Origin of the sequence: Pseudomonas sp. WS 5146, from assembly GCF_012985495.1 — a bacterium.
GTDB classification, from domain to species: Bacteria; Pseudomonadota; Gammaproteobacteria; order Pseudomonadales; family Pseudomonadaceae; genus Aquipseudomonas; species Aquipseudomonas edaphica.
The window spans coordinates 37,252-52,011 of record NZ_JAAQWL010000014.1 but is presented as its reverse complement, the minus strand read 5'-3'; the positions used below and the strand labels follow the sequence as shown (position 1 = coordinate 52,011).

General features: G+C 61.1%; 10 protein-coding genes. 8 read left to right on the top strand and 2 right to left on the bottom strand.

Annotated features, from left to right (window positions below):
• Window positions 1-114: 114 nt before the first annotated feature.
• The 4 genes from HBO41_RS26965 (at window position 115) to HBO41_RS26950 (ending at window position 7,437) form a co-directional block, all read left to right on the top strand.
• A complete protein-coding gene (locus tag HBO41_RS26965) occupies window positions 115-1,026 on the top strand; it encodes an SDR family oxidoreductase (RefSeq protein WP_017135080.1) in 912 nt (303 codons plus the stop codon).
• A 482-nt stretch (window positions 1,027-1,508) separates the two neighbouring features.
• Window positions 1,509-3,299 carry a DUF1302 domain-containing protein gene (locus tag HBO41_RS26960; RefSeq protein ID WP_099549448.1) on the top strand — a complete coding sequence of 597 codons (1,791 nt, stop codon included), beginning with the start codon at window positions 1,509-1,511 and terminating at the stop codon, window positions 3,297-3,299.
• 26 nt (window positions 3,300-3,325) lie between these two features.
• Window positions 3,326-4,684 carry a DUF1329 domain-containing protein gene (locus tag HBO41_RS26955; RefSeq protein WP_169988435.1) on the top strand — a complete coding sequence of 453 codons (1,359 nt, stop codon included), beginning with the start codon at window positions 3,326-3,328 and terminating at the stop codon, window positions 4,682-4,684.
• A 257-nt stretch (window positions 4,685-4,941) separates the two neighbouring features.
• Window positions 4,942-7,437 (top strand): LuxR C-terminal-related transcriptional regulator, encoded by a 2,496-nt coding sequence (locus tag HBO41_RS26950; protein WP_169988433.1) that lies wholly within the window; start codon window positions 4,942-4,944, stop codon window positions 7,435-7,437.
• On the opposite strand, the gene HBO41_RS26945 is transcribed toward HBO41_RS26950, so the two are convergent.
• Window positions 7,434-8,309, bottom strand: coding sequence for a helix-turn-helix domain-containing protein (locus HBO41_RS26945; protein WP_169988431.1), 876 nt, complete (start codon window positions 8,307-8,309; stop codon window positions 7,434-7,436). The two genes, HBO41_RS26950 and HBO41_RS26945, sit on opposite strands and share 4 nt — an antisense overlap.
• 137 nt (window positions 8,310-8,446) lie before the next feature.
• Between HBO41_RS26945 and HBO41_RS26940 the strand changes: the two genes are divergently transcribed.
• Window positions 8,447-9,349 (top strand): DMT family transporter, encoded by a 903-nt coding sequence (locus HBO41_RS26940; protein WP_017135075.1) that lies wholly within the window; start codon window positions 8,447-8,449, stop codon window positions 9,347-9,349.
• A 95-nt stretch (window positions 9,350-9,444) separates the two neighbouring features.
• Here HBO41_RS26940 and norR read toward each other — a convergent pair whose 3' ends face one another.
• The gene (gene norR, locus HBO41_RS26935) at window positions 9,445-10,989 is read right to left on the bottom strand and encodes a nitric oxide reductase transcriptional regulator NorR (protein ID WP_169988429.1); all 1,545 of its coding nucleotides are present in this window, start codon (window positions 10,987-10,989) and stop codon (window positions 9,445-9,447) included.
• A 147-nt stretch (window positions 10,990-11,136) separates the two neighbouring features.
• On the opposite strand from norR, the gene hmpA reads away from it, so the two are divergent.
• From hmpA to cyoA, 3 genes are all read left to right on the top strand, one after another.
• Window positions 11,137-12,318, top strand: a complete 1,182-nt coding sequence (gene hmpA / locus HBO41_RS26930; RefSeq protein WP_169988427.1) for an NO-inducible flavohemoprotein — start codon at window positions 11,137-11,139, stop codon at window positions 12,316-12,318.
• 197 nt (window positions 12,319-12,515) lie between these two features.
• The gene (locus HBO41_RS26925) at window positions 12,516-13,022 is read left to right on the top strand and encodes a disulfide bond formation protein B (RefSeq protein WP_017135072.1); all 507 of its coding nucleotides are present in this window, start codon (window positions 12,516-12,518) and stop codon (window positions 13,020-13,022) included.
• 793 nt (window positions 13,023-13,815) lie between these two features.
• Entirely contained in the window at window positions 13,816-14,757 is a 942-nt protein-coding gene (gene cyoA / locus HBO41_RS26920) for a ubiquinol oxidase subunit II (RefSeq protein WP_026013527.1), read from the top strand.
• The last annotated feature ends 3 nt before the right edge of the window (window positions 14,758-14,760 follow it).

Below are 14,760 nucleotides of genomic sequence, written 5' to 3'. Positions count from 1 at the left end.
GTTGATCATCGCGCTGTCTTATTGAGCACCATTCAGCCTCGGCCGTGTTTATTGTGACCAAAGGCTGCGTGCGTGACACTCAACCCATTGCCAATGTCGCCAACGGAGTTCGGTATGAGTGAGTCAGTGCAGTTCCAGGATAAGGTCGTGATCGTCACCGGTGCCGGCGGCGGGCTGGGCCGTGCCCATGCGCTGCTGTTTGCCAGGCACGGGGCCAAAGTGCTGGTCAACGACCTCGGCGGCTCGACCCAGGGCGAAGGCGCGAATGCCTCGGCCGCCGACCGTGTAGTGGCGGAGATTCGCGAGGCGGGCGGTACTGCCGAGGCCAACCATGACTCCGTAACCGAGGGGGACAAGATCGTCCAGCACGCACTCGACGTGTTCGGCCGTGTCGACGTGGTGGTCAACAACGCCGGCATCCTGCGCGACAAGACCTTCCACAAAATGGACGACAGTGACTGGGACCTGGTGTACCGCGTGCATGTCGAAGGTGCCTACAAAGTTACCCGCGCCGCCTGGCCGCACATGCGCGAGCAGGGTTATGGCCGCGTGATCTTTACCGCGTCCACCTCGGGCATCTATGGCAACTTCGGCCAGTCCAACTACGGCATGGCCAAGCTGGGCCTCTACGGTTTGACCCGCACCCTGGCGCTGGAAGGGCGCAAGAACAACATCCTGGTCAATGCCATCGCCCCCACCGGCGGCACGCGCATGACCGAAGGCCTGATCCCGCCGCAGGTGTTCGAACGCCTCAAGCCGGAACTGGTCAGCCCGTTGGTGGTGTACCTGGGCAGCGAGGCGTGCCAGGACACCTCGGGCTTGTTTGAAGTCGGCGGCGGCTGGATCGGCAAAACCCGCTGGGAGCGCAGCCTGGGCGTGGGGTTTGACCCTGAGGCCGGGTTCTCACCCGACGATGTGGCGGCGCACTGGGCGCAGATCTGCGACTTCGAAGGCGCTGCGCACCCCAAGGACAACATCGAAGCGTTGAAAGAGATGATGGCCAATTTGCAGAAGTTCAGCCTCTGATCGTTGCTTGAACACAGTTGAATAAAACGGGGCGCTAAAGGCGCCCCGTTTTATTTTGGGTATAAAAAAGGCCGCTGCAAACGCAGCGGCCGAAGTAAGACGTTGGATCAAGGAGCGACAAATCAACGTCAGTGAACAGCGGTAATAGATTGAAACATTAGGCCAATCTATTGGAATCAGACTTTTCCTGGATTTACCCAAGCGGGCCATCTGCCCTGAAAGTGCGTTAAGAATAGTCGGTTGTAACAAAATGAGTAATAGCAGTTCAGGACAAGGACTGTTGCAATTTCAGTAATGATCGCCAGCGCGCTATCCATCCTCCTGATAATCCGCCATCTGCCTAATCCATGGTGGCGCCCAAACCGCGGCCAGAGCGCCTGTTCATCCTTTCGAGCGACACCACGAATACCCCTTTGGTGCGCTTATCGCTCCCGAGGGGCGGCAGTAGGGTGGGGCCTTCTGTCACTCACCGGGGAAGACGCATGACAAAAACAACAATGCGCGCCATCTTCACGCCACAGGCGCTGGCCACGGCGGTTGCGCTGGGTTTCTGCGCTCAGGCGCAGGCTGTTTCATTCAACATCGGCGAGATCGAAGGGCAATTCGATTCCTCGCTGTCGGTCGGCGCCAGTTGGGGCATGCGCGATGCTGACAAGAAGCTGGTGGGCATTCCCAACGGCGGCACGGGGCAGGCGTCCACCGGTGATGACGGGCGGCTGAACTTCAAGAAGGGTGAGACCTTCTCCAAGATTTTCAAGGGCATTCACGACCTGGAGCTTAAGTACGGCGACAGCGGCATCTTTGTGCGCGGCAAGTACTGGTACGACTTCGAACTGCAGGACGAAAACCGCGAGTTCAAGCAAATCAGCAACAACCACCGCGACGAAGGTGCGCGCTCGTCCGGCTACGAGCTGCTGGATGCTTTTGTGTATCACAACTATTCCATCGGCGATTTGCCGGGCGCCGTGCGGGTCGGCAAACAGGTGGTGAGCTGGGGTGAAAGTACGTTTATCGGTAACTCGATCAACAGCATCAACCCCATCGACGTCTCGGCGTTCCGCCGCCCAGGCGCCGAGATCAAGGAAGGCCTGATTCCGGTCAACATGCTGTTCGCGTCCCAAAGCCTGACTAACCAGCTGTCGGTGGAAGGTTTTTACCAACTCAACTGGGAAAACACCGTGGTGGATAACTGCGGCACCTTCTTCGGTAACGATGTAGTGGCTCACGGCTGCAATGGCAACTACACGGTCGGCAGCCCGGCGATTGCGCCGTTGCAACCGGTGGCCGCAGCCTTTGGCCAGGGCTTTCAGGTGACGCGCGAAGGCGTGGTGGTGCAGCGCGCCAACGACCGCGAAGCGCGCGATGGCGGCCAGTTCGGTGCGGCCTTGCGCTGGCTGGGCGATGACACCGAGTACGGCCTCTACTTCATGAACTACCACAGCCGCACGCCAACGGTGGGCACGATTACCGCCAACACCAACCTGGCCACCATCGGCCGTATCGTCAGCACTGCCAACGCCATCGCGCCCGGCAGTGGTTCGGGCCTGGCCCAGAGCACCATGCTCGGGCGTGGCCAGTATTACCTCGATTACCCGGAAGACATCCGCCTGTACGGTGCCAGCTTCTCCACCACCTTGCCCACCGGCACGGCCTGGACCGGCGAAATCAGCTACCGGCCGAATGCGCCGGTGCAACTCAACACCACCGACCTGACCCTGGCGCTGGTCAACCCGATTGCCGGCCAAACCGCCTCGCCGATCCGCAGTTCGTTCGGCTCGGACAACTCAGGTTACCGCCGCAAGGAAATCACCCAGATCCAGAGCACCATGACCCAGTTCTTCGACCAGGTGTTGGGCGCCGAACGCCTGACGCTGGTGGGCGAGGCGGCCTATGTGCACGTCGGCGGGCTGGAAGCCAAGACCAAACTGCGTTATGGCCGCGATTCGGTGTATGGCGCCTATGGTTTCGGCGGCGACACCGACGGCTTCGTCACCGCGAACTCCTGGGGTTACCGCGCCCGCGCGATCCTCGACTACAACAACGTGTTCGCCGGGGTGAACCTCAAGCCCAACCTGTCCTGGTCCCATGACGTCAGCGGCTACGGCCCCAACGGCATTTTCAACGAAGGCGCCAAGGCGATCAGCGTCGGCGTGGATGCGGACTACCGCAACACCTACACCGCGAGCCTGAGCTACACCGACTTTTTCGGCGGTGACTACAACACCCTCACCGACCGCGACTTTATCGCCCTCAGCTTCGGCGTGAACTTCTGACTTGGTTTAAGGAAGGACAACAACCTATGCGTAAGCTATTTGCAGTGATGGCCCTGAGTGTACTGGCCGCCCACGTCATGGCCGCCGTCTCGCCCGAAGAGGCCGCCAAGCTCGGCACCACCCTGACGCCGGTCGGCGCCGAAAAAGCCGGCAACGCCGACGGTTCGATCCCGGCCTGGACCGGCGGCATCCCGAAAAACGCTGGCGCGGTGGACAGCAAAGGCTTTCTGGCCGACCCGTTCGCCAATGAAAAACCGCTGTTCGTGATCACTGCCGCCACGGTCGACAAGTACAAAGACAAGCTCTCCGACGGCCAGGTGGCGATGTTCAAGCGTTACCCCGAGACCTACAAGATCCCGGTGTACCCGACCCATCGCACGGTCAACCTGCCGCCGGATATCTACGAGTCGATCAAGCGCAGCGCGCTGAACGTGCACGCGATTAACGACGGTAATGGCCTGGAAAACTTCACCGGCAACCGTTACTACGCGTTCCCGATCCCGAAAAATGGCGTGGAAGTGTTGTGGAACCACATCACCCGTTATCACGGCGGTAACCTCAAGCGCATCATCACCCAGGCCACCCCGCAAACGAATGGCAGCTACACGCCGATTCGCTTCGAAGAAGAAGTGGCGGTGCCGCAAGCCATCCCGGACATCGACCAGGCCAAGGCGGCCAACGTGCTGAGCTTCTTCAAGCAATCGGTCACGGCGCCCGCACGCCTGGCGGGCAACGTGCTGCTGGTGCATGAAACCCTCGACCAGGTGAAGGAGCCGCGTCTGGCCTGGATCTACAATGCCGGCCAACGCCGCGTGCGCCGTGCACCGCAAGTCTCGTATGACGGCCCGGGCACCGCCTCCGATGGCCTGCGCACCACCGACAACTTCGACATGTTCTCCGGCGCGCCCGACCGCTACGACTGGAAACTGGTCGGCAAAAAAGAGATGTACATCCCCTACAACAGCTACAAGCTCGATTCGCCGACCCTCAAGTACGACGACATCATCAAGGCCGGGCACATCAACCAGGACCTCACCCGCTACGAGCTGCACCGCGTGTGGGAAGTGGTCGGCATGGTCAAGCCGAGCGAGCGGCACATCTACGCCAAGCGCCACATGTACATCGACGAAGACAGCTGGCAGGTCGCGCTGGTGGACCACTACGACGGGCGAGGCCAACTGTGGCGCGTTGCTGAAGGCCATGCGCAGTTCTATTACGACCACCAAGTGCCGGCCTACACCGTGGAAACCCTGTACGACATCATTGCCGGGCGCTACATCGCGCTCGGCATGAAGAATGAGGAAAAGCGCAGTTTCGTGTTCGGCTTCGCGGCCAAGGCGGCGGATTACACGCCAGCAGCGCTGCGTTCCGAGGGCGTTCGCTGACTCAGATATAAAACATGGGAGCGAGCTTGTGTGGGAGCTGGCTTGCCTGCGATAGCATCACCTCGGTATGGCTGTTAGACCGAGGTGTCTGCATCGCAGGCAAGCCAGCTCCCACACAAGCTCGCTCCCACAGTTGTCTGCATTCTGCCTTTAATTAATGCCCTTCAATCACCCTGCTGAATACTTCTTCAACAACCGCCAACCACAGGACTAGGGTGGCGTCAGGTTGCATAACAATAAAAACGCAGGATGCAGCAATGACCGCCATGACCCGCTGCCTGGACCGTCCTGGATTCATGCCACGGCTGTCCGCCCATCACCTGTTACGCCCGCAATTGACCGAGCCGTTGCTCGCAGCAACCGTGAGGGTGAAGTTGCTGTGCGCGCCGGGTGGCAGTGGCAAAAGCGCGTTACTGGCCGAGTGTGCCTTGCAGGCGCCCAAGGGTTGCCAGGTCTATTGGCTGCCACTCAATGGTGCGGCTTTGAGCCCCGATGAGTTGTGCCAACGCTTGGCGCACAACCTGGGGCTGGCGTTTGTCGATGAAGCTACCTTGTTGCTTGACCTCAGCCGCTGGCAGCCCACGGCGTGGTTGTTCCTGGATGATTACTGCCGCCTGCCCGCGCCCGAGCTGGATGCTTTGCTCGACCGCCTGCTCAGTGTCGCCAGCCCGGCGCTGACCTGGTGGCTGGGCGCGCGGCGGCGACCGGCATGCAACTGGCCGCGGTTGTTGCTCGACGATGAACTGTTGGTGTGCAGCGAGCTGAACTTCAGCCCGGCGCAAGTCCAGCAACTGCTCGGCGGCGGGCAAAGCTTCGACAGCGTGATGCAGTTCAGCGGCGGTTGGTGCGCCGGTGTACGCATTGCCTTGCTCGGTGATGGTCACCCGGACAAAACCTTGCTCGACTACCTGCAACACGAACTGCTGCGCACCTTGCCGGTCGAGTTGGCTGAGGCCTGGCGGGTATTGGCGCACCTGCCGCGCTTCAACCCGGGCCTGTGTGAGCACCTGTTCGGCGCTGGCGACGGCGCCGACTACCTGCGGGAGTTGCAGGCATTGGGCGCCTTTATCCAGCCCTGGGAAGACACCACCGATTGGCTGCAGGTCTTTGCGCCGCTCGCACGCTTGCTGCGCGATGAGCCCTGGCCGGCCAAGCGCGCCTGGCATCGGCGTGCCTGCCAATGGTTTACCGCCGAGTGCGATTGGCAAGCCGCGTTTGAACAGGCCTTGCTGGCCGAAGCGTTTGAGATGGCGGTGAGCCTGTTGCAACACTTCAGTTTTGAAGACTTGTTCCGTCAGCAGAATGCGCAGCTGTTGCTGCGTCTGCATGAGCAACATGGCGATGAATTGATGCTTGGCTCCGCACAACTGGTGGGGCTGGTGACGGCCGCATTGTTGTTCGCCGGGCGCTTTGAGCAAGCCGGTGTGTGCATCGACCAGCTTGCCCGGTTTGCACCACAGCCGACGGCGGCGAAACAGCGGCATTTACTGGCGCGCTGGCAGGCGCAATGGGGCTGGTTGTTGCACCTCAATGGGGATGCCGAGCGCTCCCGCGAGCATTTTCTGGAGGCTTTGCAAGCGTTGCCCGACAGCGCCTGGACTTCCCGGCTGATGTGCCTTTCGGGCCTGACCCAGCAAGCCTTGCTGCGCGGCGAGCTGGAGGTGGGCCAAGCCTTGAACCGCGAAGCGCTGTGCCTGGCGCGTGCCCATGGTTCATTGGTGCTGGAAGCGCTGCTGGAACTGGATCATGCGCAATTGCTGGAGCAACGCGGTGCACCGTATCGGGCGCAAAGTCTGCTGGAAAATGTGCAGGCGATGCTGGCGCGCCAGCGCCTCAAGGCGGGGCCACTGGTAGGGCGCATCGCCCTGCGGCGCGGGCATCTGGCGTTGCGCCAAGGCCAGGACACGCTCGCCGGTGAATGTTTCGAGAGCGGTTTGAGCCTGTGCCTGCACAGTCAGGACAAGCGCGTGCTCTATGGGTTTCTCGGCCTGGCGTTGCTGGCGGCCAACCATGGCGATTACGCCCAGGCGTTTGCCCAGCTGCGCGAAGCGGAGCGCTTGATGCAGCAACGCCATGTGCCGGACTCGGTATACCGCGCGGTGCTGCTGTTGGTCAGTGGGCACTTCTGGTTGCAGCAGGGCCGTGCCGAACTGACCGTGGAAGCAGTGCGCCGGGTGCTGCGCCACTTCCGTGGGCCACAGGCCCGGCAAGCACCGCCGGCTACGCTGGAACTGATTCCACGGCTGGAGTACTTGCTGGTGCTGGCCGAGGTGAAGCTGGGTGTGGCCGTTCAGCCTATGGAGCGCCTGTATGCCTTGCTCGACACCACCCAACAACGCGGCATGCTCTGCCTGGAAACCGAGCTGCACCTGGTGCTGGGCGAAGTGGCCTGGCAGTTGGGCGACTCAGCCGTGGCCCGGCGCGCCCTGCAAACCGGGCTGGAGCTGGCGCAACGCTGCCAGGTGCAGCAGGCGATTCGCGAGCTGCGTTTGCGTGCGCCGGGGCTATTGATTGAGCTGGGCCTGGAAACCCCGGCGGCGCCCAGTGGCGTGGTGGAAAACCCGCTGAGCCAACGCGAACTGGAAGTGCTGCAGCTGATCGCCCAAGGCAACTCCAACCTGGAAATCGCCGACCGGCTGTTTATCTCGCTGCACACCGTCAAGACTCACGCGCGGCGTATCCACAGCAAGCTCGGCGTGGAGCGACGCACCCAAGCGGTGGCCAAGGCCAAGACATTGGGCTTGATGGTTTAGGCGCAGAACGCCTGGCGGTATTCCCCGGGCGTGGCGCCCATGGCCTGGCGAAAACGGTGGGTAAAGTGGCTGGCGCTGGAGAAGCCACACCGCCACGCAATCTCGCCAAGGGGCAGGGCGCCGCCACGCAACAGGGCTTGCGCACGCGCCAGGCGACGTGCCAACAGGTACTGGTGGGGCGGCAGGCCGAAGCTTTGGCGGAACATTCGCGCAAAATGGTATTCCGACAGCGCGCACAGGCCGGCCAGTTGCCCGAGGCTGATCGGGTCTTCCAGGTGGTGGTCGATAAACTCCACCAGCAGCCGGCGCTGATGCGCCGCCAACCCGCCTTTCAAGCGCAGGCCGTCGCGTGCGCCGACTTGGCTGAGCAAGGTGTGGCTGAGCATCTCGTGGGCCAGGCTGCTGGTCAGCAGGCGCTCGGCGGGCTCTTGCCAGTTAAGGGCGATCAGTTGGTGAAAGCGCTGGGCCTGGCTGGCGTCTTCGAGGAAGGTGCTTTCGCGCAATTGCAATTCACGCGGCTCGCGGTCAAGCAGCGTGACGCAACCGAGGGCAAATTGCTCCGGGCTGAAATACACATGTGCCAGGCGAATCTCACCGTTGATCACCCAGGCCGACTGGTGCTCGGCGGGCAGGATGCAGAGTTTGTCCGGGCCGCCCTTGGTGCCTGGCTGATCGCGCCGAAACGTGCCGGTGCCACCGCCGATGTAGCAGGACAAGGTGTGATGGGTCGGCGCCTGGTAATCCTGCGAGTCGTGATGGTTGCTCCACAAGGCCGCAGACAAGCCGTCACCGAGCTCGGCGCAGGCTTCCAGGCGTGCGTTGGGCGAGCTGTTAAGGGCTTGAAAGACTTGCAGGGATTCCAGATCTGGCATGGTTGTGCTCTCCGACGCCTTGCATCCTACTCCCGCCGGCGATAGCTGTGATCCCTGCGCCCGACAAAAGCGCAAGAATGTGCAAGAGCGCCGGCCGGCTGCCAAGGGACACTGTGCCTCAATCGACGGAGCCCGCTATGAACCTTTTCCTGTATTTACTCACCGTGCTGATCTGGGGCACCACCTGGATCGCCCTCAAATGGCAATTGGGCGTCGTGGCGATTCCCGTGTCGATCGTCTACCGCTTCGGCCTGGCGGCGCTGGTGCTGTTTGCGCTGTTGCTGCTCAGCCGCAAGTTGCAGGTGATGAACCGGCGCGGGCATTTGATCTGCCTGGCGCAGGGGCTGTGCCTGTTCTGCGTCAACTTCATGTGCTTCCTGACCGCCAGCCAATGGATCCCGAGCGGTCTGGTGGCAGTGGTGTTTTCTACCGCCACGTTGTGGAACGCCCTCAATGCCCGGGTGTTTTTTGGCCAGCGCGTAGCACGTAACGTGTTGATGGGCGGCGCGCTGGGGTTGCTGGGGCTGGGCTTTCTATTCTGGCCGGAACTGGCAGGGCATACCGCCAGCCCGCAGACCTTGCTCGGCCTGGGGTTGGCATTGTTGGGGACGATGTGTTTCTCGGCGGGCAATATGCTCTCGAGCCTGCAACAGAAGGCCGGGCTCAAGCCGCTGACCACCAATGCATGGGGCATGGCCTATGGCGCGACGATGCTGGCGACTTACTGTGCGGTGCGCGGCATTCCTTTCGACATGGACTGGAGTGCGCGGTATATCGGCGCTCTCTGGTATTTGGTGATTCCGGGTTCGGTGATCGGCTTTACTGCGTACCTCACCCTGGTTGGGCGCATGGGGCCGGAGCGGGCGGCGTATTGCACGGTGCTGTTTCCGGTGGTGGCGCTGAACGTGTCGGCGTTTGCCGAGGGATACCAGTGGACCGCCCCGGCGCTGATGGGGCTGGTGTTGGTGATGTTGGGGAATGTGCTGGTGTTTCGTAAGCCTAAGTTGGTTCAACCGGTCTTGCAGGCGAAGGCTATCTAATGTGGGAGCTGGCTTGCCTGCGATGGCGGTGGGTCAGTCAAAGTTGAGCTAGCTGACCCACCGCCATCGCAGGCAAGCCAGCTCCCACAGTTGCCCTATTTGAGGCCCAGGCGCTTGGCCATGCGGCCGAGGTTGGCGCGGTCCAGGCCGAGTTCGCGGGCGGTGCTGGCCCAGTTGTGCTGATGGCGTTCCAGGCAAGCGCTGATGATTTGGCGCTGGTAGTGCTCGGTGGCCTGGCGCAGGTCGCCGGTCGCGGCCAGCGGCGCTTGCAGCGGTGCTTCGATAGCCGGCGCGCTGACGTCCGGCAGGTCCAGGTCCTGGGCGCTCAGGCTCAGAATCTTCGGCCGCTCGCGGCAGTTACCCAGGGCTTTGAGCGCGCTGCGCCCGATCAAATGTTCCAGCTCCCGCACATTGCCTGGCCAGTTATAGGCCAGCAGCGCGGCCTGGGCGTCGCTGGTCAGGCGCAGGCTGCCCAGGCCCATGCGCGAACGGTTCTGCTCCAGGAAGTACCCCGCCAGCAGCAACACATCCCGCCCGCGCTCGCGCAGCGCCGGCACTTGCAGCGGGTACACGCTCAGGCGGTGGTAGAAGTCGGCGCGGTAGCGGCCATTGCGCACTTCTTCGGCGAGGTCGCGGTTGGTGGCGGCAATCAGGCGTACATCCACCTGGTGTTCCTTGTCCGAACCCAAGCGCTGCAACTGGCCGCTTTGCAGCACGCGCAGTAATTTGGCCTGCACGGTCAGCGACAACTCGCCCACTTCATCCAGGAATAGGGTGCCGCCATTGGCCAGCTCGAACTTGCCACGGCGTTCATTCAACGCGCCGGTAAAGGCGCCGCGCACGTGGCCGAACAGTTCGCTTTCCACCAGGGTTTCCGGCAGCGCGGCGCAGTTGAGGCTGATCATCGGCTTGTCCGCACGCGGGGACGCGGCGTGGATGGCTTGGGCGACCAGCTCCTTGCCGACCCCGGTTTCGCCGGTAATCAGCACGGTCAGGTCGCTGCCGCCCACCAGCTTGATCTCCTCGACCAGACGCTTGTGCGCCTTGCTCTGGCCGATCATTTCCTTGTGCTGTTGGCCGCTGGCCTGGCGGTAGATCTCGGCGCGCTGATGTTCGTCTTCGGCGCGTATTGCCAGGCGCTCGATGCGTTCGGCGACATTGACCGTGGCCGCCGCCAGGCTGGCAAAGGCTTGCAAAGCATCCAGCTCAACGCGTTCGAAACGCTCGGTGTCCAGCGCGTCGAGGGTCAGCAGGCCCCAGGGCTGGTCGTCGATAAACAGCGGGCAGCCCATGCAGTCGTGCACTTCCAGGTGCCCGTGCAGGCCGTCGACCAAGCCGTCGTAGGGGTCGGGCAGTTCGCTGTCGCTGTCAAACCGGGTAGGGCCAGCGCTGCTCAGCAACACTTCAAAGCGCGGGTGTTCGCTGACCTTGAAGCGACGGCCAAGGGTATCGGCGCTCAAACCATCCACTGCCAGCGGCACCAGCCACTCACCGTCCAGGCGTAACAACGCGGCGGCATCGCACGGCAACAGTGCGCGCATGGCTTGCAACAGGCGTCGATAGCGCTCGCCCTCGGGCAGTTCGCGGGACAGGTCGGCGACCAGGGGCAGCAGGGTGGTGAGCAGCGATTGTGCAGTCATAATGACTCCTTGTAGTCCTTGTGACTATAAGGTGTAGGGAGTCATACTGACTACATTATAATTAACTTATTGAATTATAACGATTAATTAGTTGGCACGAATGCTGAGTAGGTAAAAGTAATCAGTAAAGAGACCCAGGAGTCTGCCATGCTTAGTGCCCAAGACCGTGCCATCGTCAAATCCACTGTGCCCCTGCTGGAGAGCGGCGGCGAAGCGCTGATCACGCATTTTTACCGCATGATGCTCAGCGAATACCCAGAAGTTCGCCCGCTGTTCAACCAGGCCCACCAGGCCAGCGGTGACCAGCCCCGCGCGCTGGCCAATGGCGTGCTGATGTATGCGCGGCACATCGATCAGCTGGACCAACTGGGTGACCTGGTGGCCAAGATCATTAACAAACATGTGGCCTTGCAGATCCTGCCGGAACACTACCCGATTGTGGGCGCCTGCCTGCTGCGCGCCATCTCTGAAGTGCTCGGCAGCGAGATCGCCACGCCTGAGGTGATGAATGCCTGGGGCGCGGCCTACGGCCAGTTGGCCGACATCCTGATTGGCGCCGAAGCGGCCATCTACGATGAAAAAGCCCAGGCGCCGGGCGGCTGGCGCGGTGCGCGGCCATTCCTGTTGGTCAAGCGTGTGGAGGAGAGCGACGAGATCATCTCCTTCTACTTTGCCCCTGTGGACAACGGCCCGATCCTGCAAGCCGCACCGGGCCAGTACATTGGGATGAGGCTGGTGCTGGACGGCGAAGAAGTGCGCCGCAACTATTCCCTGTCGGCCCTGAGCGATGCGGGCCTGTACCGCATCAGCGTCAAACGCGAGGCCGGTGGGCGGGTGTCCAACTACCTGCATGACCAGATGCATGTCGGTGCAACCATCGACCTGTTCCCGCCATCGGGTGAGTTCACGCTGGCGGCCAGCGATAAACCGCTGGTGCTGATCAGCGGCGGGGTAGGCATCACCCCCACATTGCCCATGCTTGAAGCGGCCCTGGCAACCGAGCGCCCGGTGCACTTTATCCACTGCGCCCGCAACGGCGGCGTGCATGCGTTCCGTGATTGGGTCGATGCCCTGGCGGCCAGGCACCCGCAGCTCAAACGCTTTTACTGCTATGCCGAGGACGACGGCGTGAGCCCTGCGGCGGACAAGGTGGGGCTGTTGAGCCAGGAGCAATTGGCGGCGTGGTTACCCGAGGAACGTGACCTGGATGCGTACTTCCTGGGGCCTAAAGGCTTTATGGCGGCGATCAAACGCCATCTGAAGGCGTTGGGTGTGCCGGAGCAGCAGGCGCGCTACGAGTTCTTCGGCCCGGCGGCGGCGCTGGAATAAGTACATCTACCCTCGCCACAAGAAGCCCGGCTCTCACATTGGAATGCGATTCCCTGTGGGAGCCGGGCTTGCCCGCGATGGCGTCCGCTCAGCCACAACATTTATCCCGATTAATCCGCAGTTAACCGCCCTCTGTTTTAACCATGCTCTGTGTGTAAACTTGCCGGCATTGGCACAACGACAAAGGGAAAACGGGGATGAGTGACGAATTGCGTTTAGGCAGGGAGCGGCGCTTTCTGGTGTTGCTGGGCATCATCTGCCTGGCGCTGATTGGCGGTGCGCTGTATATGCAAGTGGTGTTGGGCGAGGCGCCGTGCCCGCTGTGTATCCTGCAGCGCTACGCATTGCTGTTGATTGCGATCTTTGCCTTTATCGGCGCCGCCATGCGCCGCAAAGGTGCGGTCACTGTGTTTGAAGGGCTGGTAGTCCTCAGTGCCGTGGGCGGCGTCGCAGTTGCAGGCCACCACGTCTACACCCAGTTCTTCCCGGAGGTCAGTTGCGGCGTCGATGTGCTGCAGCCGATTGTCGATGAACTGCCACTGGCCAAGGTGTTCCCACTGGGCTTCCAGGTCGACGGCTTCTGCAGCACGCCGTACCCGCCCATCCTTGGCTTGTCCCTGGCGCAATGGGCGCTGGTGGCGTTCGTGCTGACGGTGATTCTGGTGCCGCTGGGCATCTATCGCAATCGCCAACGCCAGGCCTGAGTCTGCTCGCCAAAACGCCCCGGTCTTCCTTGAAGGAAGTCCGGGGCGTTTTTGGTTGTAGGGATTTGTGAAAGGGCCGTGAGGAGGGGCAACAATAGGTGTGCGCAGCGTGCGACATGTTGTCACACGGACGTTGCCGCAGGACGTTTCTGACCCATCAAACCGCCGCCTGAATTTGCACCCGATGGCTAAATTGTGCTGTCAGTTCATCGTTTGGGCGATGCCGCAAATGTCACGCCGTGCGAGCCATTGGGTGATGTCCGAATGCCTTGTTTTATGGGGGCTTGGATCCGTTTTGCAAGCCCTTACAAGGTGTAAGGGAAGTGGCGTTGTGCCCAATAACACGGCAATTTTTGTGGTTTTTGTTGGGAATCGAACACGATAAGATCGCGAACCTTTGCAGGATTAGTGAAGGATTGTTGCTGTAATCGATAAAAATTATTTCTTTATAAGACATGGTTTATACATCGCTAGCTAACTACAATCGCCCGCACTGAATGTCCGGTGCTGTTCAATATTTGAGCACTGGAGCGGTCGAGGGGCAGATGGACGGCTCTGTGCGACCCCAAGGTTCCGGCAGCCTTTCAACTATCCGCACCAAATGGAATTGGTCTGTAACAAGGCCTTTAACCACGAAATCGAATAAGAACTCACCGCAGGTCCGTGAAACGTACAGTTATGGCGTGACGGGCAGGCTCTTATTCAATCGAAGAGAAATGCCAACCCTTGGCAGGGTGAAGTGTTGGCGATCAAAACCCAACTGCATTGCGCAAGCTGCTTTAGAGGTCGTGAGATGAGTAAAAACAGGTACCCCCGATTACTAGGCTTTTTGCCGCTGATTGGCATGCTGTTAATGCTGGGAGGCTGCAAGTGGACCTTGATGGACCCAAAAGGACAGATCGGTCTGGATCAACGAAACCTGATCATCACCGCTACCCTGCTGATGCTGCTGGTCGTGGTCCCTGTGATCATCATGACCTTCGCCTTCGCCTGGAAATACCGCGCGTCGAACACCAGCGCTACCTACGCGCCTAAGTGGTCGCACTCCACCAAGATCGAAATCGCCGTGTGGCTGGTGCCGGTCCTCATCATCATCGCCCTGGGTTACATCACCTATAAGTCGACCCACGAGCTGGACCCGTACCGTCCGCTGGAATCCAACGTCAAGCCGATCAATATCGAAGTGGTTGCGCTGGACTGGAAGTGGCTGTTCATCTACCCGGACCTGGGTATCGCCACGGTCAACGAGATCCAGTTCCCGGAGAACACTCCGCTTAATTTCCGGATCACCTCCGATGCCGTGATGAACTCGTTCTTCATCCCTGCACTGGGCGGCCAGATCTACGCGATGGCGGGCATGCAGACTCGCCTGCACCTGATCGCCAACGAAAAAGCTGAAATGGAAGGCATCTCCGCGAACTACAGCGGCGCTGGCTTCACCGGCATGAAATTCAAAGCGATCTCGACGAGCCAGGAAGACTTCAACGCCTGGGTAGCCGCAGTCAAGGCCGCACCTAAACAGCTTGATCAAGCTGAATACGACGCCCTGACCAAACCAAGCCAGAACAACCCAGTCGCTCTGTACTCCGCGTTTGAGCCGGACCTGTTTCAGAAAATCGTCGATAAGTACGAAGGTATGAAGCCAGGCAAGCCGGTCAAGCACGAGAAGAAAGAAGTGGCCGTGGTTGAAGGTTCTGACACGGGCTCGCATTCAACTGCTGGGGCAGAGGAGTAAACG